We start from the raw sequence: 17,718 nt of genomic DNA on the forward strand, positions 1-17,718 counted from the left end.
AGTACAATGTTTCTGAGTTTGTGAGGGGTATATGAGTAGTTCTTCTAAAAGAGTTCCTTCTGAGGAAATCCGTGATATTCGTTTTGTCGATGCATTGTCTGACCGTTACCTCAGTTATGCACTTTCTACAATCATGTCCAGATCTTTGCCGGACGTACGCGATGGGTTAAAACCCGTTCATCGTCGCCTGCTTTTTGCAATGCGCCAACTCAAGCTGGATCCTGGGTCCGGCTTTAAAAAATCTGCCCGTGTTGTTGGTGATGTCATGGGTAAGTTCCACCCCCATGGTGATCAATCCATCTATGATGCTTTGGTACGATTGGCACAAGAATTCTCCCTAAGATTTCCTCTTATCGACGGGCAAGGAAATTTCGGTAACATTGACGGTGATAACGCTGCTGCGATGCGTTATACCGAGGCACGCCTGACTGAAATTGCTGGCGAATTGTTAAATGGTATCGATCAAGATACAGTTGATATGCGCCCGACATACGACGGCGAATCAGAAGAGCCTTGCGTACTCCCATCAGCCTTTCCAAATCTGCTCGCGAATGGCGCTCAAGGGATTGCTGTTGGCATGGCAACCTCGATCCCGCCACACAACGTCGGCGAGATTTGCGATGCACTGCTCTATATGATCAAGACGCCCAATATCGGCTTTGACAAACTCGTTGATTTCATGCCGGGCCCCGATTTTCCGACTGGGGGCGTTATGGTTGAGGGACGGGATGCTGTCCTACAGGCTTATTCGACAGGCCGTGGTTCTTTCAGGGTTCGCGCTAAATGGGAAACGGAAGATTTAAAAGGCGGTCAGTATCAGATTATTGTTACTGAAATCCCTTTTCAGGTTCAAAAATCTAAACTGATAGAAAAAATTGCAGAACTTATTAACAATAAAAAACTCTTCTTACTCAACGATGTAAGAGATGAATCTGCAGAAGACATTCGCGTTGTTCTTGAGCCCAAAAGCAGGAATGTTGATCCTGTGGTCTTAATGGAATCTCTGTTCAAATTAACCGAGCTTGAAAGTAAAGCTAGCTTGAACATGAACGTTCTAGGCGCTGACCAAGTTCCACGAGTCATGAACTTACGCGAAGTTCTTCAGGCTTTTCTTGACCACCGACATGAAATACTTATTCGGGCCAGCAAATTCCGATTGGGTAAAATTGCAATCCGACTGGAAGTTCTCGAAGGTTATTTGATCGCTTATCTGAATTTGGATGAAGTTATCAAAATTATCCGCGAAGAGGATAAACCGAAACAAGCCCTAATGAAGCGGTTTTCCCTGACCGAGAATCAAGCGGAAGCCATCCTGAATATGCGGTTGCGTTCTTTACGCAAACTTGAAGAAATTGCCATCAAGGATGAGCACGCCGCACTGACTGCTGAAAAAATTGATCTCGAAGATATTCTCGCACGCGAAGAACGCCGGTGGGAAATTGTCGGCAATCAAATTAAAGCTCTCAGGAAGTCTTATGGCCAAAAAACAAAGCTCGGTCTACGTCGTACAGAAGTATCAGATGCTCCAACCGACGTCTTTGTTCCGCTTGAGGCCGTCATCGAAAAAGAACCTTTAACGATACTGTGCTCTGAAAAGGGTTGGATCCGTGCGATGAAAGGCCATCAGGAAGACACTGGGGACGCCAAATACAAAGAAGGTGATAGCGGTCGTTTCTCCATCCTTGCGCAGACAACCGACAGACTCCTTATTTTTGCAAGTAATGGCCGTTTCTATACCCTGGGAGCCGATAAGTTACCGGGGGGGCGTGGATTTGGTGAACCTTTACGGCTTATCATCGACCTGCCAAATGATCAGGATATCGTCGATATACTTGTCTATCGTCCCGGACAACAATTACTGCTAGCCTCAACCGATGGCCGCGGGTTCCAGATTAACGAAGACGACGTGATTGCCCAAACCCGATCGGGTAAACAGGTACTTAATATTGCTCAAGGCGCTGAAGCTTTTATCTGTTACCAAATAGGTGAAAATCACGATTCTATTGCTGTTATCGGTGAAAACAGAAAGTTACTCGTTTTCAAGCTGGAGGAACTCCCCGAAATGGCACGTGGCAGAGGCGTCATCCTACAAAAGTATAAAGATGGTGGCCTCTCAGATATTAAAACCTTTAAATCAGGAACTGAAAAAGGTGAAGGACTGACCTGGAATGATACATCAGGTCGGACCTGGACACGAAATGAAACCCTAGATTGGCAAGGTCGAAGAGCAAGCGCTGGACGATTACCCCCTACGGGTTTCCCGCGTACAAATAAATTTAGCTAAGTATTGAAACGCTTACACACGGTGACTACTCCTCGCCCTAAAGGACGAGGCTTCTTGTTTCTCAGGCTGCAACTGGCAGTGTGCCAGAATTACGCGAGCCTCCACAAGCAGAGACGGATAGCCCTTCCGCCTTTAGTTTCAGGATACCTTGCTGCCGAATATTGATGGCAGCGTTAATATCGCGGTCATGCTCTTGGTCGCAGGTCTGGCACGTCCATTGCCGCACCGACAGCGGCATAGCATCAACCTTAGTGCCGCAATCAGAACAGGTCTTACTGGATGCAAACCACTGGTCAATTTGCACGAGGTGCTTACCTGACCAAGCTGTTTTGTAGGTCAGCTTTCGGAGCAATTCGCCCCATGCCGCGTCAGCAATATGTTTGGCAAGCTTCCTATTCTTGAGCATGTTTTTGACTTTCAACGTCTCCACGCAGATTGCTTGATTTTCGTCAACCAGTCGTTTTGACAATTTATGTTGAAAGTCATTGCGCGTGTTGGCAGTTCTTTCGTGAGCCTTGGCAACAAGTACACGCGCCTTGTTGCGGTTTGCCGACCCTTTCTTCTTTCGTGACAGTGTTTTTTGCTTGCGGCGCAAATTGGCCGCCGCACGTTTCAAAATACGGGGGTTCTTTTGTTTTTCACCCGTGCTGGCAATCGCTAAATGCGTTATGCCCAAATCAATACCCGTCACCGCGTCCGCTTCAATCGTTTTTAAGAGGGCTGGAACCTCCAGCCCATCATCACACAAGATTGACGCATAGTACTTACCTGTTTGAGTGCGCGAGATGGTGACGGTCTTAATCTTACCTACAATCTCACGGTGCAGAACTGCTTTGACCGTGCCGACTTTGGGCAAGTACAGACTGACACCATTTACAATTTTGACCCGTTGCGGGTAGGACATGGCTTGTTTGCCGTGTTTGCTCTTAAAGCGGGGATAGCGGCCCTGTTTTCTAAAAAATCGCTTAAAGGCATCATCCAAATGCATCACCGATTGTTGCAAGGCTTGGCTATCGGCTTCCTTTAGCCAGCCTGTTTCTTCCGTGGCTTTCAGTTCAACGAGCTTGTCCAAGGTCTGGCGCTTGCTGATGCTTTCGCCGCGCTCTTTCCAAGCGGAGCTACGCCAGCCCAAAGTAAAATTATACGCCCACCGCATCGCGCCAAATTGAAAGGCAAACGCCTTCCTCTGGTCAACAGTGGGATACAATCGGACTTTGGTTGCCTTTAGCATATCTCGACTCTACCATTGGTCTATGGACAACTCAAATGAATATCGCACAGGCAGACATTGTGTTTTTGCGCTACACGTACACTTGGTATTTATTACCAAATACCGCAGAGATGTGCTGTCAGAACTGGCTATACAGGACTTGCGGCACATCTTTGCCAAGGTCTGCAACGACTTTGAGGCGCAACTCGTCGAGTGTGACGGGGAAGACGACCATGTGCATCTGCTTATCAATTATCCGCCCAAAATATCCCTCTCTAAGCTGGTCAACAGTCTCAAGGGTGTATCCAGTCGCCGTTTGCGAAACTTTCGCCCTGAAATTACGGGTAGGTATCGCAAAGGTGTCCTTTGGTCGCCGTCTTATTTTGCCGCTTCATGTGGTGGTGCGCCGCTCGATATTATCCGCAAATATGTCGAAACGCAGCGAGCCAACAAAAAACCGCGCTAGCGCGGTTGCGCCTTATATCCCCGCCCTGAAGGACGAGGTTTTACGGCGCGTTCCGATAAACGGGGATCTTTTGATCCCCGTTTTTATATGAATACTTATTGGGATTCTGTTTTATGCGCAGAAGGCAGACCTTTTTTAAGGCCCAATAAGTGAGTAATGATTAAAATTATGCCGCCGGCTAATAATCCCCAAAAGGCACCAGAAACACCAAAAAAGGTAACGCCAGAGGCGGTAACGAGAAAGGTGACAGCTGAAGCCTCTCTTTTTTCCTGATCTCGAAAAGCAGAGACGGCTGAATTAGAGAAAGCACCGATAAGGGCAAGGCCTGCAACTGACTCGATTAAAACACCCGGAGCTATCGCAACAAAAGCAGTAATCAGTCCCGAGATTAATCCAAACAATATATAGCCGATACCACTAACAATAGCAGCCCAATAACGCTTTCCTTTGTCAGGATGAGCATCTTCATTTGGGCACTTCTCCGCTTTGTTGAGTAGATTTAGGATTTCAAATAGAGCATAGATTGATTATCTGGAATGGATGATTGTCTAATTTTGAGTTTGAAGTATTCGGTATCCTTGATGCCTCTGGCTCGCTTACGGATCATTCCTATACTGACATTACCAGCCTCTATCCTGGCGCTTGTGAGCTTGTGTTTGGCGTAGTTGCAGATGCCCACACAATGTTTCCGTAGGGATTTCGCGAACTTTTTTAGATAGAGCATCTGTGACTGATCTGCTATCAGGCACCAACGTTCCAGTTGCTCCGCCATCGCCTCAAATGAAGCGGCACTCCACAGCAGCTGAAGCTGTTCTTTCAAGACGTAAAGTGCATTCAGGTTGCTATTGCTCTCCAGCAACCTTTGCAGCTTGTCACTTTGTTTTTCACTCAACTTATCCGCATTTTTGAGCAACAGATAATGTGTCCCTTTCATCAACTCTTTACCACTTGGATCGGCCTTTCTGAACTCAAGTCGACGCTGATTATGGATAGCTTTGCTGTAGTTTTTCATGACGTGGAAACGGTCAAATACTATGTCGGCCAACGGCAAGGACTCTCTGACAGCCTTTTGGTAGGCAGGCCCCATATCCATCGCTACGGCCTTTATTTTGCAGGCTGTATCTGGTTGCAGTTGTTTCAAAAACCTTGAAAAAACCTCGGCAGTTCGGCCTGCTTCAACCCAGATCAGATGACCGCCAACCATATCGTAGACCACCGTCATGTAGTCATGACCTTTCGCCCGGGCAACTTCATCTACACCAATATATTCCAAGCCAGTTAGCTCTGCAGGATCAAGCGTAGGGAGAGTTTCAATAAGGTATGCCCTGTCGATATTCTTGACCGTTTCCCATCGTATATCCAAATGTCTGGAAACCGCTTGAATAGACATATGCCGACATAATCCACTGATCAGTCGGCAAAATCGGTGAGTGAAACGGCACCCTTTATCAACAAAATCACACCCCTCAATGCGGCGTTCGCCCTTGTTAATATAAACCTGCGCCAGCTCAATCTCGACCACACAAGGATACCCAAAAAGGGGGATGTCGTTTACTTGTCGGCGGACATGCTGGTTGATGCTTCCCTTCTGGCCTGTAGCAGGGTCTATAGCCCTCCTACGCGCGTCTCGGCTGCAGTGAATGACAATCTTAACACCGCCGTCATCCAGTTTAATTTCATTTACACGTTGCCCTTTGAGGCCTAAAATATGCTGCGAGATGTTGATTGTCATATACCTGCTCTATGTAAAGTTATCAGAAACCATACATATCAACAGGTTACTTGGCGGTCGGCATCTTTTTCTACTCAACAAAGCGGAGAAGAGCCTTCATTTGCACACATCGCAGCAGTAATCGCAGCTAAATTAACGGCGTGTCCCCCGAAAAATGCACTACATGCAGAAAAAATACCCGTGGCCGAAAACAGCATACCTGTTTTGGGTTCATAATCGTGCGCGCGAAGAATTGCGATCCCCGGAACATTTTGTGATGCCATGGTCACGATAAACAAGGGGAGGGCAATTCCTATAAACCCTGAGAGCGTGAACACTGGTGTCACGAAGGTAAAAGGTGCCACAACATTATCTAAAAGAAGCTCGGAACTCTCTTGTGAGATCTCTAGTGTGTAGCTCATGATCAATACAAGGGCTAGGAGAGCTGACGGTACTGCAAATAAACGGTTTATCCGCCCCCCAATGATCCATGCTACTGCAATTATCATTGCCGGAATGGGATCAACAGATATCGCCCTGACAGGTGCCAAACAAAGCCCAAGTAGTATTCCCGCAAGCATGGCGTTAGCCAAAGGTGCTGGAATTAGATTTACCGCTCGCCCCAAAGGCTTCCAAAGACCAGAGAGAATAAATAAACCTGCGCAAAGAACGAAAGCACCGACAGCGACAGAAAATCCACCCGGAACAGCTCCAGAAGTCGCGAGCAAGGCTGCGCCAGGTGTCGACCAAGCAACACTAATCGGAATTTTAGTATATAGACTCAAAACAACCGCACTTAATCCCATGGAAATTGATAGAACCATAAGGGCAGTCGCGGCTTGTTCTTCGGTGGCACCCACAGCTTTAAGACCCTGCAACACAACAGCAAATGAACTTGCAAAGCCCACGAATGCGATAAGTACCCCCATAAAGGTACTTTGAAGGGAAAAATCTCGGAATACTTTCATTGGGAAAATCACTTTTATGGATAAATTTTAAAATCAGGTATGTCGTGATCCAGATTTAAGAAGGAGGCAAAATCCGTACAAATTTTTGCTCCAAGACTTGCTTACCCCATTGATCACCTAGATATTCTTCAGTAAGGACAAAGCCAAATTTTTCATACATTTTTCGGGCTGCATCTAATCCCTTAAATGTCCATAGATGTATTTCCTCAAACCCATTATCATCACAAAAATTAATTGCCTTTAAAAACATCTCTTTCCCGACACCTGTGCCTCGAGCTTCTTCATCGACAATAAACCACCTTAAATGTGCAATGTTGCCTTCAAGATCTTCCCCGTCTATTGCAATACTTCCCACGACTTTATTTCTATTCACTGCATAACATATAAAATTTTGTGCGCGATTGATCCTGGGGATAAAATCAGACAGGCCTCTTGCTACTGTTGTTTCAAATACAGCATCAAAGTTTGCGAAATCGCTGTAATAGGTTGCATGCATTTCAACAATACGTCCGACTAATCCCGGCGAGTATCCTTCTATCACCTTACATTTATCTGACGAAATACTGTCTTCATTAAAATGTGAGCGTGACGTTAACCGCATCTGTTTGAGCTAATGAATAATGGTTATGCTTCATTTTTCTTTTGAATGGAGCGTTTAATGTCAGCAATTGAGAACGATTTATCGCGAACAGAATTCCATTGGCTTGAGCATGCGCGTTCGTGTGAGTTAAACGGGGTGGGCATGAAAGCTTATGCCGAGGCACACGATCTTGACCTGAAGGATTTTTATCATCAAAAGGGGGAGCTTGTTAAGCGGGGTCTTTTTGTTGTTTCTAGTCGAGATGAAAATTTACACAAGATTGTAAATGGTTCAGCTGATGGCCCAGGCTTATTGTATTGTCAGGTTTGCCTTCGTAACGGGCTAGAAGTCAAATGGCCTGTTTCGGGGAGAACATCGGATTTAACATCTATTGTAGATGCACTTGAAGGTCTGTGATGCGGCGGCCTTCAGATGCTTTGCCCGTCATTTATCTTTGCGCAAATCCCGTTGATTTTCGTCGCGGCATAAATGGTTTGTCGATGCTTGTTGACGACATCCTCAGCCTTGATCCATTCTCTGGCTACCTCTTTGTTTTTTCTAATCGTCTAAGCAACAAGGTCAAGTTACTTTACTGGGAGAAAAACGGATTTTGTTTGTGGCAAAAGAGCCTTGAAAAAGATCGGTTTCATTGGCCACGACACTTGAGCAAAGGAGCCCGTATAGAGCTCAGTGGTCGCCAATTGAACTGGTTGCTGGATGGTGTTGACCTCCGTCATGTGAAAGAGCATAAGCCTGTAAATTATTCGGAGATATATTAAATATTTACAGCACTTTATACTGTTTTGAAGAGTATAAATTTGGTATACTTCGGCTATGTCAAAAGCGCCCATTTCTTTCCCTGAAAGCCTTGAAGAATCACGTATTTTAATAGGTGGTCTTCATGCGCGTATTGATATTCTTGAAGAGCAAAACAGATTATTGCGTCATCAGCAGTTTGCCGCTTCCAGTGAGAAGACATCCCCGCAAGAGCAAGGTCTCTTGTTTGATGAAGCAGAGGAAGCGGCTGAGGACGACACAGGGGCAGAAGACGATGATAAAGAGATCAAAGTTCCAGCTCATACCCGTAAAAGGGGTGGACGCCGCTCTTTGTCAAAAGACTTGCCCCGTGTGCGGATTGAACACGATATCCCCGAAGAAGAAAAGATTTGCGCTTGCGGATGTGGTCTTATGGCCAGAATTGGGGAAGAAGTCACCGAACAATTGGATATAATTCCGGCTAAAATGCAGGTTCTTCAGCATGTGCGTTTCAAATACGCCTGTAAATCATGCGAAGAAGGCGTAACAATCGCGCCCTTGCCACCACAGCCCATCCCCAAAAGCATCGCTTCTGCTGGACTTCTTGCTTATGTGGTAACGGGAAAGTATGTGGATGGCCTGCCTCTCTATCGTATGGTACCTGTTCTGAACCGCTCCGGTGTGGAGTTTAACCGTACATTACTCTCGCGGTGGGTGATCAAATGTGGTGATCTTGTTCAGCCCCTGATTAATCTGTTTACCGACCATCTCCTAAACTACGATATCATTGCCATGGATGAGACTGGCGTTCAGGTTCTTGAAAGAACCTGGGAAAAAACCTCAAAGCAAATCCTACATGTGGGGGCAAAAAGGAGGCCCTCCGGACCAGCCAGTGATCCTGTTCCACTACGATCCCTCCAGGGCGGAGGATGTGGCAAGGCGATTGTTGGAAGGTTACACTGGGTATCTTGTTAGTGATGGATATCAGGTCTATCTGAATGTGACATCCGACAGCACAATCATCGGCGTCGGATGCATGGCTCACGCCCGGCGTAAGTTCAATGATGTCATCAAGGCACGGAAGAAGTCCAAAAGGCGAAAACCCGGCCTTGCCGATCATGCCATGGAGGCCATCAGAGCTTTGTACCGCATTGAAAAGCTCGCAAAAAACATGAGCGATAACGAACGTCGGCTATTACGCAAGGAAAAGGCCAAACCAATCCTTAAAGACTTGAGAGAGTGGATTACCAAGGTCAAATCGTCGGTGCCGCCGACATCGTTACTTGGCAAGGCTTTGCACTACATTGATAAGCAGTGGCCTCGGCTCATTCGCTACCTTGATGATGGCCGCTTGCCAATTGATAACAATGAAATGGAGCGCGTAATTAAGCCGTTTGTAATAGGAAGGAAAAATTGGCTGTTCTCAAAATCCCAAAATGGTGCCAAGGCCAGTGCAAATCTTTACTCTATCGTCGAGACCGCCAAGGCTAACGGGATCGAGCCATATTCATATCTTCGACACATTTTTACCCAATTACCTAAAGCAAAAACCGTCGAAGACTTTGAAGCTCTGCTGCCCTGGAACGTCAACAGAAACAACGTAACACCTTACATCATGCAAAAATAGGTGCGGTTAACGTCACGCTCACATTAAAATCGCCATATAGACGACTTTTCTTTAATGCTTCGCTGTAAGTCTCCAGTCCGTTTAGTACATCTCGTTTCGTAGAATTTCGTAAGGGTGAAATAGCATTTTTAACCTGAATTTCTGCAAATTTTGAAACTTCTTCCATCGTTTTTTGACCTTGGATAGTCAGTTTAAGATCTTTTTGACGGCTGTCTTTTAGAGACGTTGTTTCAATGATCTCACCACGAGAGATTAGTTTTCTTACCAACCGACTTATTGTCGATTTTTCGAGTAATAAATTTTCAGATAATTCTTTGGCAGTAAGGCTTCCGGCATTCCCGATGTCTATCAGTGCATGCACAAATGATGCTGAAAGATCTGTACCTGCCAGGGTTTTATTTAATAGACCAAACTCTCTAATTTAATCCGGTAAACCCCCGGCTATGCCGGGGGACTCTCAATGGTTTGACCGTTCCCACGGTCTTACATTTCTTTGTTTATTGACCAAAATAACAAAGGAATTAGCCGATGAGAGATTACAAAAGCCTTGCACATACGAGATGGGATTGTAAATACCACGTGGTTTTCATCCCTAAACGCAGGCAAAAAGTTATCTATGGCAACCTACGTCAGTATCTTGGTGAAATTTTCCATGAACTGGCCGGGCATCGCGAAAGTAAGATTGAGGAGGGCCATTTGATGCCGGATCACATTCACATGTGTATCAGCATACCGCCCAAACATGCTGTTTCAAAAGTCGTTGGATACCTAAAAGGAAAAAGCGCGATTGCCATAGCTCGAAAATTCAAAAATAAAGCACGGAATTTCAAGGGTGAAAATTTTTGGGCCCGTGGATATTTCGTCTCAACTGTAGGGCTCGATGAACAGATGGTGAGGGAGTATATCAGAACGCAAGAAGAGCGTGATAAGTACTTTGACCAAATGGATATATTCAATCCATAACCGCTTTAGCGGTTCCCAATTTGCCCCTTTAAGGGGCTCACCCGCTTAAGCCCCCGGCTTTGCCGGGGGTCATTTAACTAAATTTCGTGAGGCTTTACGTATGTCATTTATGAACTCTTGAGCATTGTCTGACATTAGTTAAACCTCCTATTTCGATATAGTTGCATTATACAACCATATCGAAATAATTACATAATACAATTTAAAATTAACAATGTTTTTTTAGATATAAAAAAGCCGTCGGGCGGTTATCCCCGACGGCTTTTATATGAGAGGCAGGTCACCCCGACTACAGTGTTACCCTGCTATCCAAAGATAACTTTCGGCAGCCATGTTGCGAGTTCAGGGAACAGCGCAAGGATACACAGCGCGATGATCTGAATAAACACAAAGGGAATAACCCCTTTGTAGATCTGCATAGTGGTCACTTCCTTTGGCGCGACCCCGCGTAAGTAGAACAGGGCAAAACCAAAAGGAGGGGTCAGGAACGAGGTCTGCAGGTTCATCGCCATCATCACACCGAGCCACACCGGGCTGATATCACTCATTAAGAGGATCGGCGCCACAATCGGCACCACCACAAAGGTGATCTCGATAAAGTCGAGGAAGAAGCCGAGGACAAACATCACCAGCATCACGGTGATCAATGCGCCCGTATTTCCGCCCGGCATATTGAGCAGGAACTCTTCAACCATTTCATCACCGCCAAGCCCCCGGAAAACCAGAGAGAACACCGAAGCGCCGATCAGGATCACAAACACCATGGAGGAGATTTCCATGGTTGACCGCATGATCGGGCGCAGAATATCGGTGCGCCAAACCCGTCCGAGAGAAACCAGGATGCCCCAGGTCAGACCGATAGAGGCGATCACAGCTGCACCAATGGCAATCATATCAACCGTTGGAATTTCGTTTCTGGATACCCTGAGATCAAAGAACGAAATCAGAACCAGCATGAACAATAGGCAGAGCGTGGCGACGATGGTCGGACGACGGCTGCCAAAATCCATAAAATCGAATGGAGACTTGCGATCGGATTTTTCCAACATGCCCAGCTCTTGCGTACGCATGCCCGCAAGTAACAAGGAACCAATGGCGCCAACCGCAGCTGCTTCTGTCGGCGTAGCGATCCCGGTCAGGATTGATCCCAGAACGGAGACGATCAACGCAACGGGTGGCACAAGAGCGTGCAGGATTTTACTGATAAAATCACCGGTACTTGTCTGACCTTCGTCGCGTGGGATCGGCGGGGAGCTTTCCGGTTTGATGATGGCGACCAGGAGCTGATAGCCCATGTACATAAACACCAGCATCAGGCCGGGAATAAGGGCCCCGGCAAAAAGATCACCAACCGATACCGGGTCCGGAGACCAGTTGCCAATTGCCCGCTGGGCATCGGAATAGGCGTTGGAGATCTGGTCTCCCAGAATAACCAGCACGATAGACGGCGGAATAATCTGTCCGAGGGTTCCAGATGCACAGATCGACCCACAAGCCAGGGATGGGTCGTAACCGCGACGCAGCATGGTTGGGAGCGAAAGCAGGCCCATGGTAACAACAGTTGCACCGACAATACCCGTTGAGGCCGCGAGCAGGGCGCCCACGATGGTCACAGAGATACCAAGGCCGCCCCGGACGGAGCCAAACAACTGGCCCATGGTATCGAGAAGTTCCTCCGCGACTTTTGATTTCTCGAGCATCACGCCCATAAAGACAAACAGCGGCACCGCGATCAGGATTTCGTTGGTCATGGCGTTGCCGTAGATACGAGAAGGCAGCGCGCCAAAGAAAGAGAGATCAAACACCCCGAGGTTATAGCCAATCAGGGCAAAGACGATCGCAACACCGGCGAGGGTGAAAGCGACAGGAAAGCCAGCCATCAAAAACAGGCAGGCCGCCCCAAACATGAGGAGGTCAAGAGTTTCAGCTAAATGCATTTTAGATTGCCCCCGGACCGTCGTCGGCGGCCTTGTGTTCGATGCCCTTGATAATGGCAAGTGAATGAATGGCCATGGAAAGCCCTTGAATTCCCATTAGGACACAAAAGACGATGATTGAGCTTTTGAGAATGTAAACCGCGGGAATACCGCTGGTTTCCTTGGAAGATTCCAAGATCTCCCAGGAGCTCGCCACATAGGGTAGAGCGTAAATCATAATGAGAGTTAACACGGGGAACAGTAGGAAAATCACGCCAAAGAAATCAACGATGGCCTGCTTTCTTTCACTGGCCGCACCATAGAAGATATCAACGCGAACGTGACCGCCGTGGAGCAAGGTATAGCCTGCGCCAAGCATAAAGAGGAAACCATGCATATAGATAATTGATTCCTGCATGAAGATGGAACCAATGCCAAAAACATATCGCAACAGAACCACGACGAACTGAACCAGAACCATAAAGAGGGCGAGCCAGGCTACGCTGTGCCCTATTTTATTATTCAGACTATCGATGGCTTTTGCGAGGGAAAGAAACCCTGCCACAGTAGTCTCCCTATCGATTAGTTATTATTGATTATATGTTACGAAAAGAGGCTAGCACAGAGCCAGCCCCTTTCGCATTTAAATCACTACGGAGGTAATGATTAGATTTTAAGCGCTGCACCACGTGCGGCTGTGTAGTCGGACTCTGAAAGCGTGGTCCAACGGGCAACCTTGCGACGGAAATCGGTGTAGCTGTTGTAGATTTCCTTGGAAATGTCGTCAGTCTGACCAACTTCAGCAACAACTTCTTCCGATTTCGCCCCAAGAGCATCCATGATGTCTTGAGAGAAAGAGCGCAGTTCAACGTTGTGCTTGTTGAGCAGAACGTCGAGGGAGTCACCGTTTTTGGCGTTGTACTCGGAAAGCATCATGTTGTTTTCTGCAGCACAAGCGGACTGAACCAGAGCCTGCTCATCCGGAGAGAAGCTTTCCCAAACGTCTTTGTTCATGCCACAAGCAAGGCCTGAACCTGGCTCATGGAAACCTGGCTGGTAGTAGTATTTTGTGACTTTGTAGAAACCAAACGCCAGATCGTTCCAGGGACCAACCCACTCAGTCGCATCGATTGCACCTGATTCGAGTGATGGGAAGATCTCACCGCCCGGCAGGGTAACAGCAGCTGCACCAATACGACGCAGCACTTCACCACCAAGACCTGGCATACGGATTTTCAGACCTTTGAAATCTTCCAGTGTGTTGATTTCTTTGTTGTACCAACCACCCATCTGCACGCCGGTGTTACCCGCCATGAAGGATTTCAGGTTGTACTGAGCAGAGAGTTTGTCCCAAAGCTCCTGGCCGCCGCCGTAGTGAACCCATGCGTCGAGTTCGTTGGCTGTGAAGCCGAAAGGAACAGCTGTGAAGAAGTTGAACGCCTTGTGTTTGCCCTGCCAGTAGTATTCGGCAGCGTGGTACATGTCGGCAGTACCGTTTGATACGGCATCAAATGATTCGAAAGGTGGAACCAGTTCACCCGCAGCGTAAAGCTTAACGTTAAGTTTGCCGCCACTGGCCTCGGTGATGCGATCAGCTACGCGCTGAGCACCAGTACCCAGACCTGGGAAGTTTTTAGGCCAGGTGGTCACCATTTTAAGATCACGTTTGCCTTGTGCAATCGCTGGGGCGCTTAGAGTAGCTGACGCCGCACCCGCGGCAACAGCCGTGGCTGTACCCGTTAGAAACTTTCTACGATTCATAAGAATTGTCTCCCTGTATTGATATAGTTGATTATTGTTATATCGTTTTTTGATTTTTTGGATTTATCGACGAAGAAGTCCTAGTGAGACTAAGCAAGTTCGTTCGCTCGTGCAACAAAACCCTAAAAAATAATACCTATTTAAAAATGCAGAGTGGAGTGAGTAAATTTGCAATATTAAATAATTTAATTTTAGGTGAAAGCGATTGAGCATTTCCAATTACGACATCTGGGTAAATACAATAATCAATGTTGCTAGGAGTATTGTGGAGGTAATCCCCACCAAAGGCATAAACTATAAATAGCTTGTTTAAATTGATTTTCGACAGGTTTTTTGATTATTTAAACACCATTATCTACATATCCTGGCTTATATCTTCCCAAACACCATCTACTAAACCCTCGATGGGTTTATACTTTGATTTATAAGACATTTTGGAAGATTCTTTGATCCAATATCCTAGGTAAACGTAATCAAGCTTTTTAGTTCGTGCCTGATCGATCAGCCACAATATCATATAGCTGCCAAGTCCCCGATCAGAGTGCATTACATCAAAAAAGCTATAAACAGCGGATACGCCACCATGAACCCAATCGACAATACAAGCGGCGACAAGCTCGTTCTGAGGCGTTCGAAATTCAATAATTTCGGTATCAACTGGGCTGCTATCAACCATATCCTTGTAATCAAACCAGCTCATATCGCTCATGTCCCCGTCACCATGGCGCCCCTCAACATATGGTTTGAAGAGTTGATATTGCTCTTCAGTAGCCACGGCATTATAGACGCTTGCTGTTAGATCATTGTTTTTATTCCAAACACGCCTTTGAGATTTTCTCATGGAAAAGTCTTTAACGCGTACCCGAACAGATAAACAGTAATCAGGGCGATTATATTGGGGGCGGTAGAGATAGGTGTGACTACGCCTGAACCCAGACTTAATCATTAGATCGTATTGAAGTATCGCTTCATCGTGTGAAATTTCAGTAACAAGTTTACGTTCTTCTTCTCCTTCTTTGTAGGGACAGGGGGAAGGAGGAGTGGTGAAAAACAGCTGTGGCTTTAAATACACCATAAACTTCAGTCGCAATGTTACTAAAATTACTATTATAGATTAAGGATGGTTAAGCGAAATATATCATCCCAGATGGGCTTGCATTAATTAAGATTCCTGCAAGCCCATATACTTATTTAGCTTATTTTACGAGCTACTTTGACGAAAGGCGAAGTCATAAATTCTGGTAAATTCAAGACAAGGACGTCAGCCAGGGTATCCAGAATGGACTGCATCTGACGGATAGCCGGGGTTGCAAAAGCCAATGCAAGAATTGGCAGTATATGTATAGCGCCGCCAACCAGTAGATCGGAAAGCCAATGAGCACCCGCCACAGCTCGCGCAGTTCCACCCAACAATGCAATAGGTAATGCTAGCCAGAAGTATTTTCTGCCAATTGCAAAGTAAAAGAAAAACCCATAAATACCAGCCACAACAGCATGGTTGCCTGGAAAACTATCATCGGCACTAACTTTTGCTTCTAACCAGGGTACAAGTAGGGTCAGATCGTTGAAAGGGGTGAGTACAAGTGATGGACTGAGAGATTCATATGATCTGAAGGCATGCTTGGCAAAATACACGCCGACGACAATCGCGATACCCATGACAACCATATGGGAAAGCCTTAAGGAAAGAGGCCGGCTGCGATCGGTCGCTACGTACCATATACATGGGATCGCCATGATTAGGCCGTTAAGTTTATCAAAAACAGGCGTATTTACAGCAGCCCAAAAAACTTGCCAAGGCTCTCCCCAAAGAAGAGAGGCATTTACAGCAAAGAAGAATTTTTCACTGATCTCACCCCAAAGATCACTTGTCGGTGTCCAGATGTAGGATAAGCCGATAATGATTGCCAGGCCAAATGAGAGGGTCAGCTTTTTAAGCTGCCATTGTGTTCCAATTAAATCACGCTGCATGTTACCGATTTCTTTTATTTTGATCGTCAAAAAATATCGTTTGTTCTTAGCGAGAATAACCGCAGAAGACCAGACGAAAATGTATTTGAGTTTTTATTGAAGAGGTAAGGCAGAAATATGACTGACAATAGCTTGTTTAGTAAATACCAAATCAAACCGTATTGTGATCGTTTACAACAATTGTATTTGTGAGGAGGTCGTGCAGTGTGCGCCGCTCATTATTAAACAGCATAACGATAAGAATTAGAAAGCTTGTTGCTGGCACTGAAAGGTAAAATATGATGGTCGCAATACCCGCATGCACTAATGTTGGATTTTCACCATCCATCGTGACCATCCTTATCCCCATCGCGTTCATACCAGGGGTCGCGCCGTGTTGCGAAAGGAAATAGCTATGATAGGCCAAGGGCAGCAGAGAAAGTAATACAAATAGGGGTGAAAGCAGCCCAATTGAAATCAAGGTAAGAACAGAAACTGCAAAACCGATGGCAAGGCCAACGAAAGATAGAATAATCAGATCAAGAGTATAAGCGAACACTCGCTTAAAAGGGACGCCTTCTATATCAAGAGAGTTGATTTCAAGCTTAATGTTAGGATTCTGTTTTTTTAGACGCAAAGAAGGTAATTCTGTCATGGAATAAAGATAGGAACCCTTTTTTGAAGTACAAGCTAGCTTATTGTGGCTCTGAAGATATTGTATCTATATTAATGGCTTTGCCGTCATCTACTTTTTTAGGAAGGAACGTCGTCTCATCTTGCAATAAGATGATCGAAATTCTTCTATTAACTTCAGATGTCGGATTTTCCTTATCATATGGTTCAGTTGCCGCTAGGCCTTCTACAGAAGCAACACGATCAGGTTTAAAACCTGCACTGATCAATGCGCGGCGACTAGCATTTGCACGTTCAGCAGAGAGTTCCCAGTTACTGTAACCATTCGCGGTACTGTAAGGTGTCGCGTCTGTATGACCTTTAATCGCAATCTTTTGGTCAATGTCACCGATTGCATCAGCCACCAAAGCCAAAAGTTTTTCGGTATGCGCCATCATATTTGAGTTCCCGGAAGGAAACATGGAAGTGCCGTGTTGATCCACCAACTGGATACGCAATCCGTCCGGTGTTTTATCTATGAGAAGGTTTTCTTCTAATCCAGCTAAATCAGGGTTAGCAGCAATCGCTGTTTTTAATGCAATGGCTGTTTCTTCAAACTGTTTTTGTTCCTGTTCACGGCGAAACTCTTCAAGCTGCTCTTCGTCTGCCTTACCTTCACCCTTTAAGGGGTCTTTTTCAGGGCTCTTCTCCGCTTTGTTGAGTAGAAAAAGATGCCGACCGCCAAGTAACCTGTTGATATGTATGGTTTCTGATAACTTTACATAGAGCAGGTATATGACAATCAACATCTCGCAGCATATTTTAGGCCTCAAAGGGCAACGTGTAAATGAAGTTAAATGACCCCCGGCAAAGCCGGGGGCTTAAGCGGGTGAGCCCCTTAAAGGGGCAAATTG

The 17,718-nt window shown here is 46.1% G+C and carries 21 protein-coding genes; 8 read left to right on the top strand and 13 right to left on the bottom strand.

The features are described 5' to 3' along the window. Nucleotides 1-31 precede the first annotated feature (31 nt). Nucleotides 32-2,284, top strand: a complete 2,253-nt coding sequence (parC, locus tag ACOGW3_RS17155) for a DNA topoisomerase IV subunit A (RefSeq protein ID WP_419904130.1) — start codon at nt 32-34, stop codon at nt 2,282-2,284. Between the two features lie 61 nt (nt 2,285-2,345). On the opposite strand, the gene ACOGW3_RS17160 is transcribed toward parC, so the two are convergent. Beyond that, a complete protein-coding gene (locus ACOGW3_RS17160) occupies nt 2,346-3,515 on the bottom strand; it encodes an RNA-guided endonuclease TnpB family protein (RefSeq protein ID WP_419901410.1) in 1,170 nt (389 codons plus the stop codon). Between the two features lie 22 nt (nt 3,516-3,537). Between ACOGW3_RS17160 and tnpA (ACOGW3_RS17165) the strand changes: the two genes are divergently transcribed. Next, nucleotides 3,538-3,960, top strand: coding sequence for an IS200/IS605 family transposase (gene tnpA / locus ACOGW3_RS17165; protein ID WP_419904131.1), 423 nt, complete (start codon nt 3,538-3,540; stop codon nt 3,958-3,960). 95 nt (nt 3,961-4,055) lie between these two features. Here the strand turns inward: tnpA (ACOGW3_RS17165) and ACOGW3_RS17170 are convergent, their stop codons facing one another. Both ACOGW3_RS17170 and ACOGW3_RS17175 read right to left on the bottom strand, forming a co-directional pair. Next, complete coding sequence (locus tag ACOGW3_RS17170) at nt 4,056-4,484, bottom strand: benzoate/H(+) symporter BenE family transporter (RefSeq protein ID WP_419905945.1); 429 nt, start codon at nt 4,482-4,484, stop codon at nt 4,056-4,058. Continuing rightward, nucleotides 4,460-5,692: an ISL3 family transposase gene (locus ACOGW3_RS17175; RefSeq protein ID WP_419901077.1), complete on the bottom strand. Its 1,233-nt coding sequence runs from the start codon at nt 5,690-5,692 to the stop codon at nt 4,460-4,462. The genes ACOGW3_RS17170 and ACOGW3_RS17175 overlap by 25 nt, the downstream gene beginning before the upstream one ends. Here ACOGW3_RS17175 and ACOGW3_RS17180 point away from each other — a divergent pair. Next, nucleotides 5,679-5,813, top strand: a complete 135-nt coding sequence (locus tag ACOGW3_RS17180) for a hypothetical protein (RefSeq protein WP_419904132.1) — start codon at nt 5,679-5,681, stop codon at nt 5,811-5,813. The genes ACOGW3_RS17175 and ACOGW3_RS17180 overlap by 14 nt on opposite strands. Here the strand turns inward: ACOGW3_RS17180 and ACOGW3_RS17185 are convergent. Together ACOGW3_RS17185 and ACOGW3_RS17190 are read right to left on the bottom strand one after the other, a co-directional pair. After that, nucleotides 5,767-6,639, bottom strand: coding sequence for a benzoate/H(+) symporter BenE family transporter (locus ACOGW3_RS17185; protein WP_419904133.1), 873 nt, complete (start codon nt 6,637-6,639; stop codon nt 5,767-5,769). The two genes, ACOGW3_RS17180 and ACOGW3_RS17185, sit on opposite strands and share 47 nt — an antisense overlap. A 55-nt stretch (nt 6,640-6,694) precedes the next feature. Further along, on the bottom strand, nt 6,695-7,240 hold the full coding sequence (locus ACOGW3_RS17190) for a GNAT family N-acetyltransferase (protein ID WP_419904134.1): 546 nt from the start codon (nt 7,238-7,240) through the stop codon (nt 6,695-6,697). A 57-nt stretch (nt 7,241-7,297) separates the two neighbouring features. Here ACOGW3_RS17190 and ACOGW3_RS17195 point away from each other — a divergent pair, with 57 nt between their 5' ends. Genes ACOGW3_RS17195 through tnpC form a run of 4 tightly spaced genes read left to right on the top strand, consistent with a single transcriptional unit; the run spans nt 7,298 to nt 9,602 of the window. Then, nucleotides 7,298-7,636 (top strand): hypothetical protein, encoded by a 339-nt coding sequence (locus tag ACOGW3_RS17195; protein WP_419901112.1) that lies wholly within the window; start codon nt 7,298-7,300, stop codon nt 7,634-7,636. Further along, nucleotides 7,636-7,998: an IS66 family insertion sequence element accessory protein TnpB gene (gene tnpB, locus ACOGW3_RS17200; RefSeq protein WP_419901111.1), complete on the top strand. Its 363-nt coding sequence runs from the start codon at nt 7,636-7,638 to the stop codon at nt 7,996-7,998. The genes ACOGW3_RS17195 and tnpB overlap by 1 nt, the downstream gene beginning before the upstream one ends. A 55-nt stretch (nt 7,999-8,053) precedes the next feature. After that, nucleotides 8,054-8,950: a transposase gene (locus tag ACOGW3_RS17205; RefSeq protein WP_419904135.1), complete on the top strand. Its 897-nt coding sequence runs from the start codon at nt 8,054-8,056 to the stop codon at nt 8,948-8,950. Beyond that, nucleotides 8,832-9,602 (top strand): IS66 family transposase, encoded by a 771-nt coding sequence (gene tnpC, locus ACOGW3_RS17210; RefSeq protein WP_419904136.1) that lies wholly within the window; start codon nt 8,832-8,834, stop codon nt 9,600-9,602. Before ACOGW3_RS17205 ends, tnpC begins: the two co-directional genes overlap by 119 nt. Here tnpC and ACOGW3_RS17215 read toward each other — a convergent pair. Next, complete coding sequence (locus ACOGW3_RS17215) at nt 9,589-9,963, bottom strand: MarR family winged helix-turn-helix transcriptional regulator (protein ID WP_419904137.1); 375 nt, start codon at nt 9,961-9,963, stop codon at nt 9,589-9,591. The genes tnpC and ACOGW3_RS17215 overlap by 14 nt on opposite strands. Nucleotides 9,964-10,130: 167 nt before the next feature. Between ACOGW3_RS17215 and tnpA (ACOGW3_RS17220) the strand changes: the two genes are divergently transcribed. Next, entirely contained in the window at nt 10,131-10,565 is a 435-nt protein-coding gene (tnpA, locus tag ACOGW3_RS17220) for an IS200/IS605 family transposase (protein WP_419901154.1), read from the top strand. 305 nt (nt 10,566-10,870) lie between these two features. On the opposite strand, the gene ACOGW3_RS17225 is transcribed toward tnpA (ACOGW3_RS17220), so the two are convergent. The 7 genes from ACOGW3_RS17225 to ACOGW3_RS17255 all read right to left on the bottom strand — a co-directional run bounded on the left by ACOGW3_RS17225 (nt 10,871) and on the right by ACOGW3_RS17255 (nt 17,613). Next, entirely contained in the window at nt 10,871-12,502 is a 1,632-nt protein-coding gene (locus ACOGW3_RS17225) for a TRAP transporter large permease (protein WP_419904138.1), read from the bottom strand. A gap of 1 nt (nt 12,503) precedes the next feature. Further along, nucleotides 12,504-13,046, bottom strand: a complete 543-nt coding sequence (locus ACOGW3_RS17230; protein WP_419903971.1) for a TRAP transporter small permease subunit — start codon at nt 13,044-13,046, stop codon at nt 12,504-12,506. A gap of 101 nt (nt 13,047-13,147) precedes the next feature. After that, complete coding sequence (locus ACOGW3_RS17235; RefSeq protein ID WP_419903972.1) at nt 13,148-14,242, bottom strand: TRAP transporter substrate-binding protein; 1,095 nt, start codon at nt 14,240-14,242, stop codon at nt 13,148-13,150. A gap of 355 nt (nt 14,243-14,597) precedes the next feature. Next, entirely contained in the window at nt 14,598-15,317 is a 720-nt protein-coding gene (locus ACOGW3_RS17240; protein WP_419904139.1) for an arginyltransferase, read from the bottom strand. Nucleotides 15,318-15,433: 116 nt separating this feature from the next. Continuing rightward, nucleotides 15,434-16,243, bottom strand: coding sequence for a phosphatase PAP2 family protein (locus ACOGW3_RS17245; RefSeq protein ID WP_419904140.1), 810 nt, complete (start codon nt 16,241-16,243; stop codon nt 15,434-15,436). 121 nt (nt 16,244-16,364) lie between these two features. Continuing rightward, nucleotides 16,365-16,847 (bottom strand): RDD family protein, encoded by a 483-nt coding sequence (locus ACOGW3_RS17250; RefSeq protein ID WP_419904141.1) that lies wholly within the window; start codon nt 16,845-16,847, stop codon nt 16,365-16,367. A gap of 40 nt (nt 16,848-16,887) precedes the next feature. Then, the gene (locus ACOGW3_RS17255) at nt 16,888-17,613 is read right to left on the bottom strand and encodes an OmpA family protein (protein ID WP_419904142.1); all 726 of its coding nucleotides are present in this window, start codon (nt 17,611-17,613) and stop codon (nt 16,888-16,890) included. Between the last annotated feature and the right edge of the window lie 105 nt (nt 17,614-17,718).

Source organism: Kiloniella sp., assembly GCF_965205715.1.
Taxonomy (GTDB): domain Bacteria; phylum Pseudomonadota; class Alphaproteobacteria; order Kiloniellales; family Kiloniellaceae; genus Kiloniella.

Bases quoted from the DNA above. Each gene is read 5' to 3' on its own strand.
- tnpC (WP_419904136.1), top strand. From the start codon at position 8,832: ATGTGGGGGCAAAAAGGAGGCCCTCCGGACCAGCCAGTGATCCTGTTC.
- ACOGW3_RS17160 (WP_419901410.1), bottom strand. From the start codon at position 3,515: ATGCTAAAGGCAACCAAAGTCCGATTGTATCCCACTGTTGACCAGAGG.
- ACOGW3_RS17225 (WP_419904138.1), bottom strand. From the start codon at position 12,502: ATGCATTTAGCTGAAACTCTTGACCTCCTCATGTTTGGGGCGGCCTGC.
- tnpA (WP_419901154.1), top strand. From the start codon at position 10,131: ATGAGAGATTACAAAAGCCTTGCACATACGAGATGGGATTGTAAATAC.
- ACOGW3_RS17205 (WP_419904135.1), top strand. From the start codon at position 8,054: ATGTCAAAAGCGCCCATTTCTTTCCCTGAAAGCCTTGAAGAATCACGT.
- ACOGW3_RS17180 (WP_419904132.1), top strand. From the start codon at position 5,679: ATGTTGATTGTCATATACCTGCTCTATGTAAAGTTATCAGAAACCATA.
- ACOGW3_RS17235 (WP_419903972.1), bottom strand. From the start codon at position 14,242: ATGAATCGTAGAAAGTTTCTAACGGGTACAGCCACGGCTGTTGCCGCG.
- tnpB (WP_419901111.1), top strand. From the start codon at position 7,636: ATGCGGCGGCCTTCAGATGCTTTGCCCGTCATTTATCTTTGCGCAAAT.
- parC (WP_419904130.1), top strand. From the start codon at position 32: ATGAGTAGTTCTTCTAAAAGAGTTCCTTCTGAGGAAATCCGTGATATT.
- ACOGW3_RS17185 (WP_419904133.1), bottom strand. From the start codon at position 6,639: ATGAAAGTATTCCGAGATTTTTCCCTTCAAAGTACCTTTATGGGGGTA.
- ACOGW3_RS17250 (WP_419904141.1), bottom strand. From the start codon at position 16,847: ATGACAGAATTACCTTCTTTGCGTCTAAAAAAACAGAATCCTAACATT.
- ACOGW3_RS17190 (WP_419904134.1), bottom strand. From the start codon at position 7,240: ATGCGGTTAACGTCACGCTCACATTTTAATGAAGACAGTATTTCGTCA.
- ACOGW3_RS17175 (WP_419901077.1), bottom strand. From the start codon at position 5,692: ATGACAATCAACATCTCGCAGCATATTTTAGGCCTCAAAGGGCAACGT.
- tnpA (WP_419904131.1), top strand. From the start codon at position 3,538: ATGGACAACTCAAATGAATATCGCACAGGCAGACATTGTGTTTTTGCG.
- ACOGW3_RS17255 (WP_419904142.1), bottom strand. From the start codon at position 17,613: ATGTTGATTGTCATATACCTGCTCTATGTAAAGTTATCAGAAACCATA.
- ACOGW3_RS17195 (WP_419901112.1), top strand. From the start codon at position 7,298: ATGTCAGCAATTGAGAACGATTTATCGCGAACAGAATTCCATTGGCTT.
- ACOGW3_RS17240 (WP_419904139.1), bottom strand. From the start codon at position 15,317: ATGGTGTATTTAAAGCCACAGCTGTTTTTCACCACTCCTCCTTCCCCC.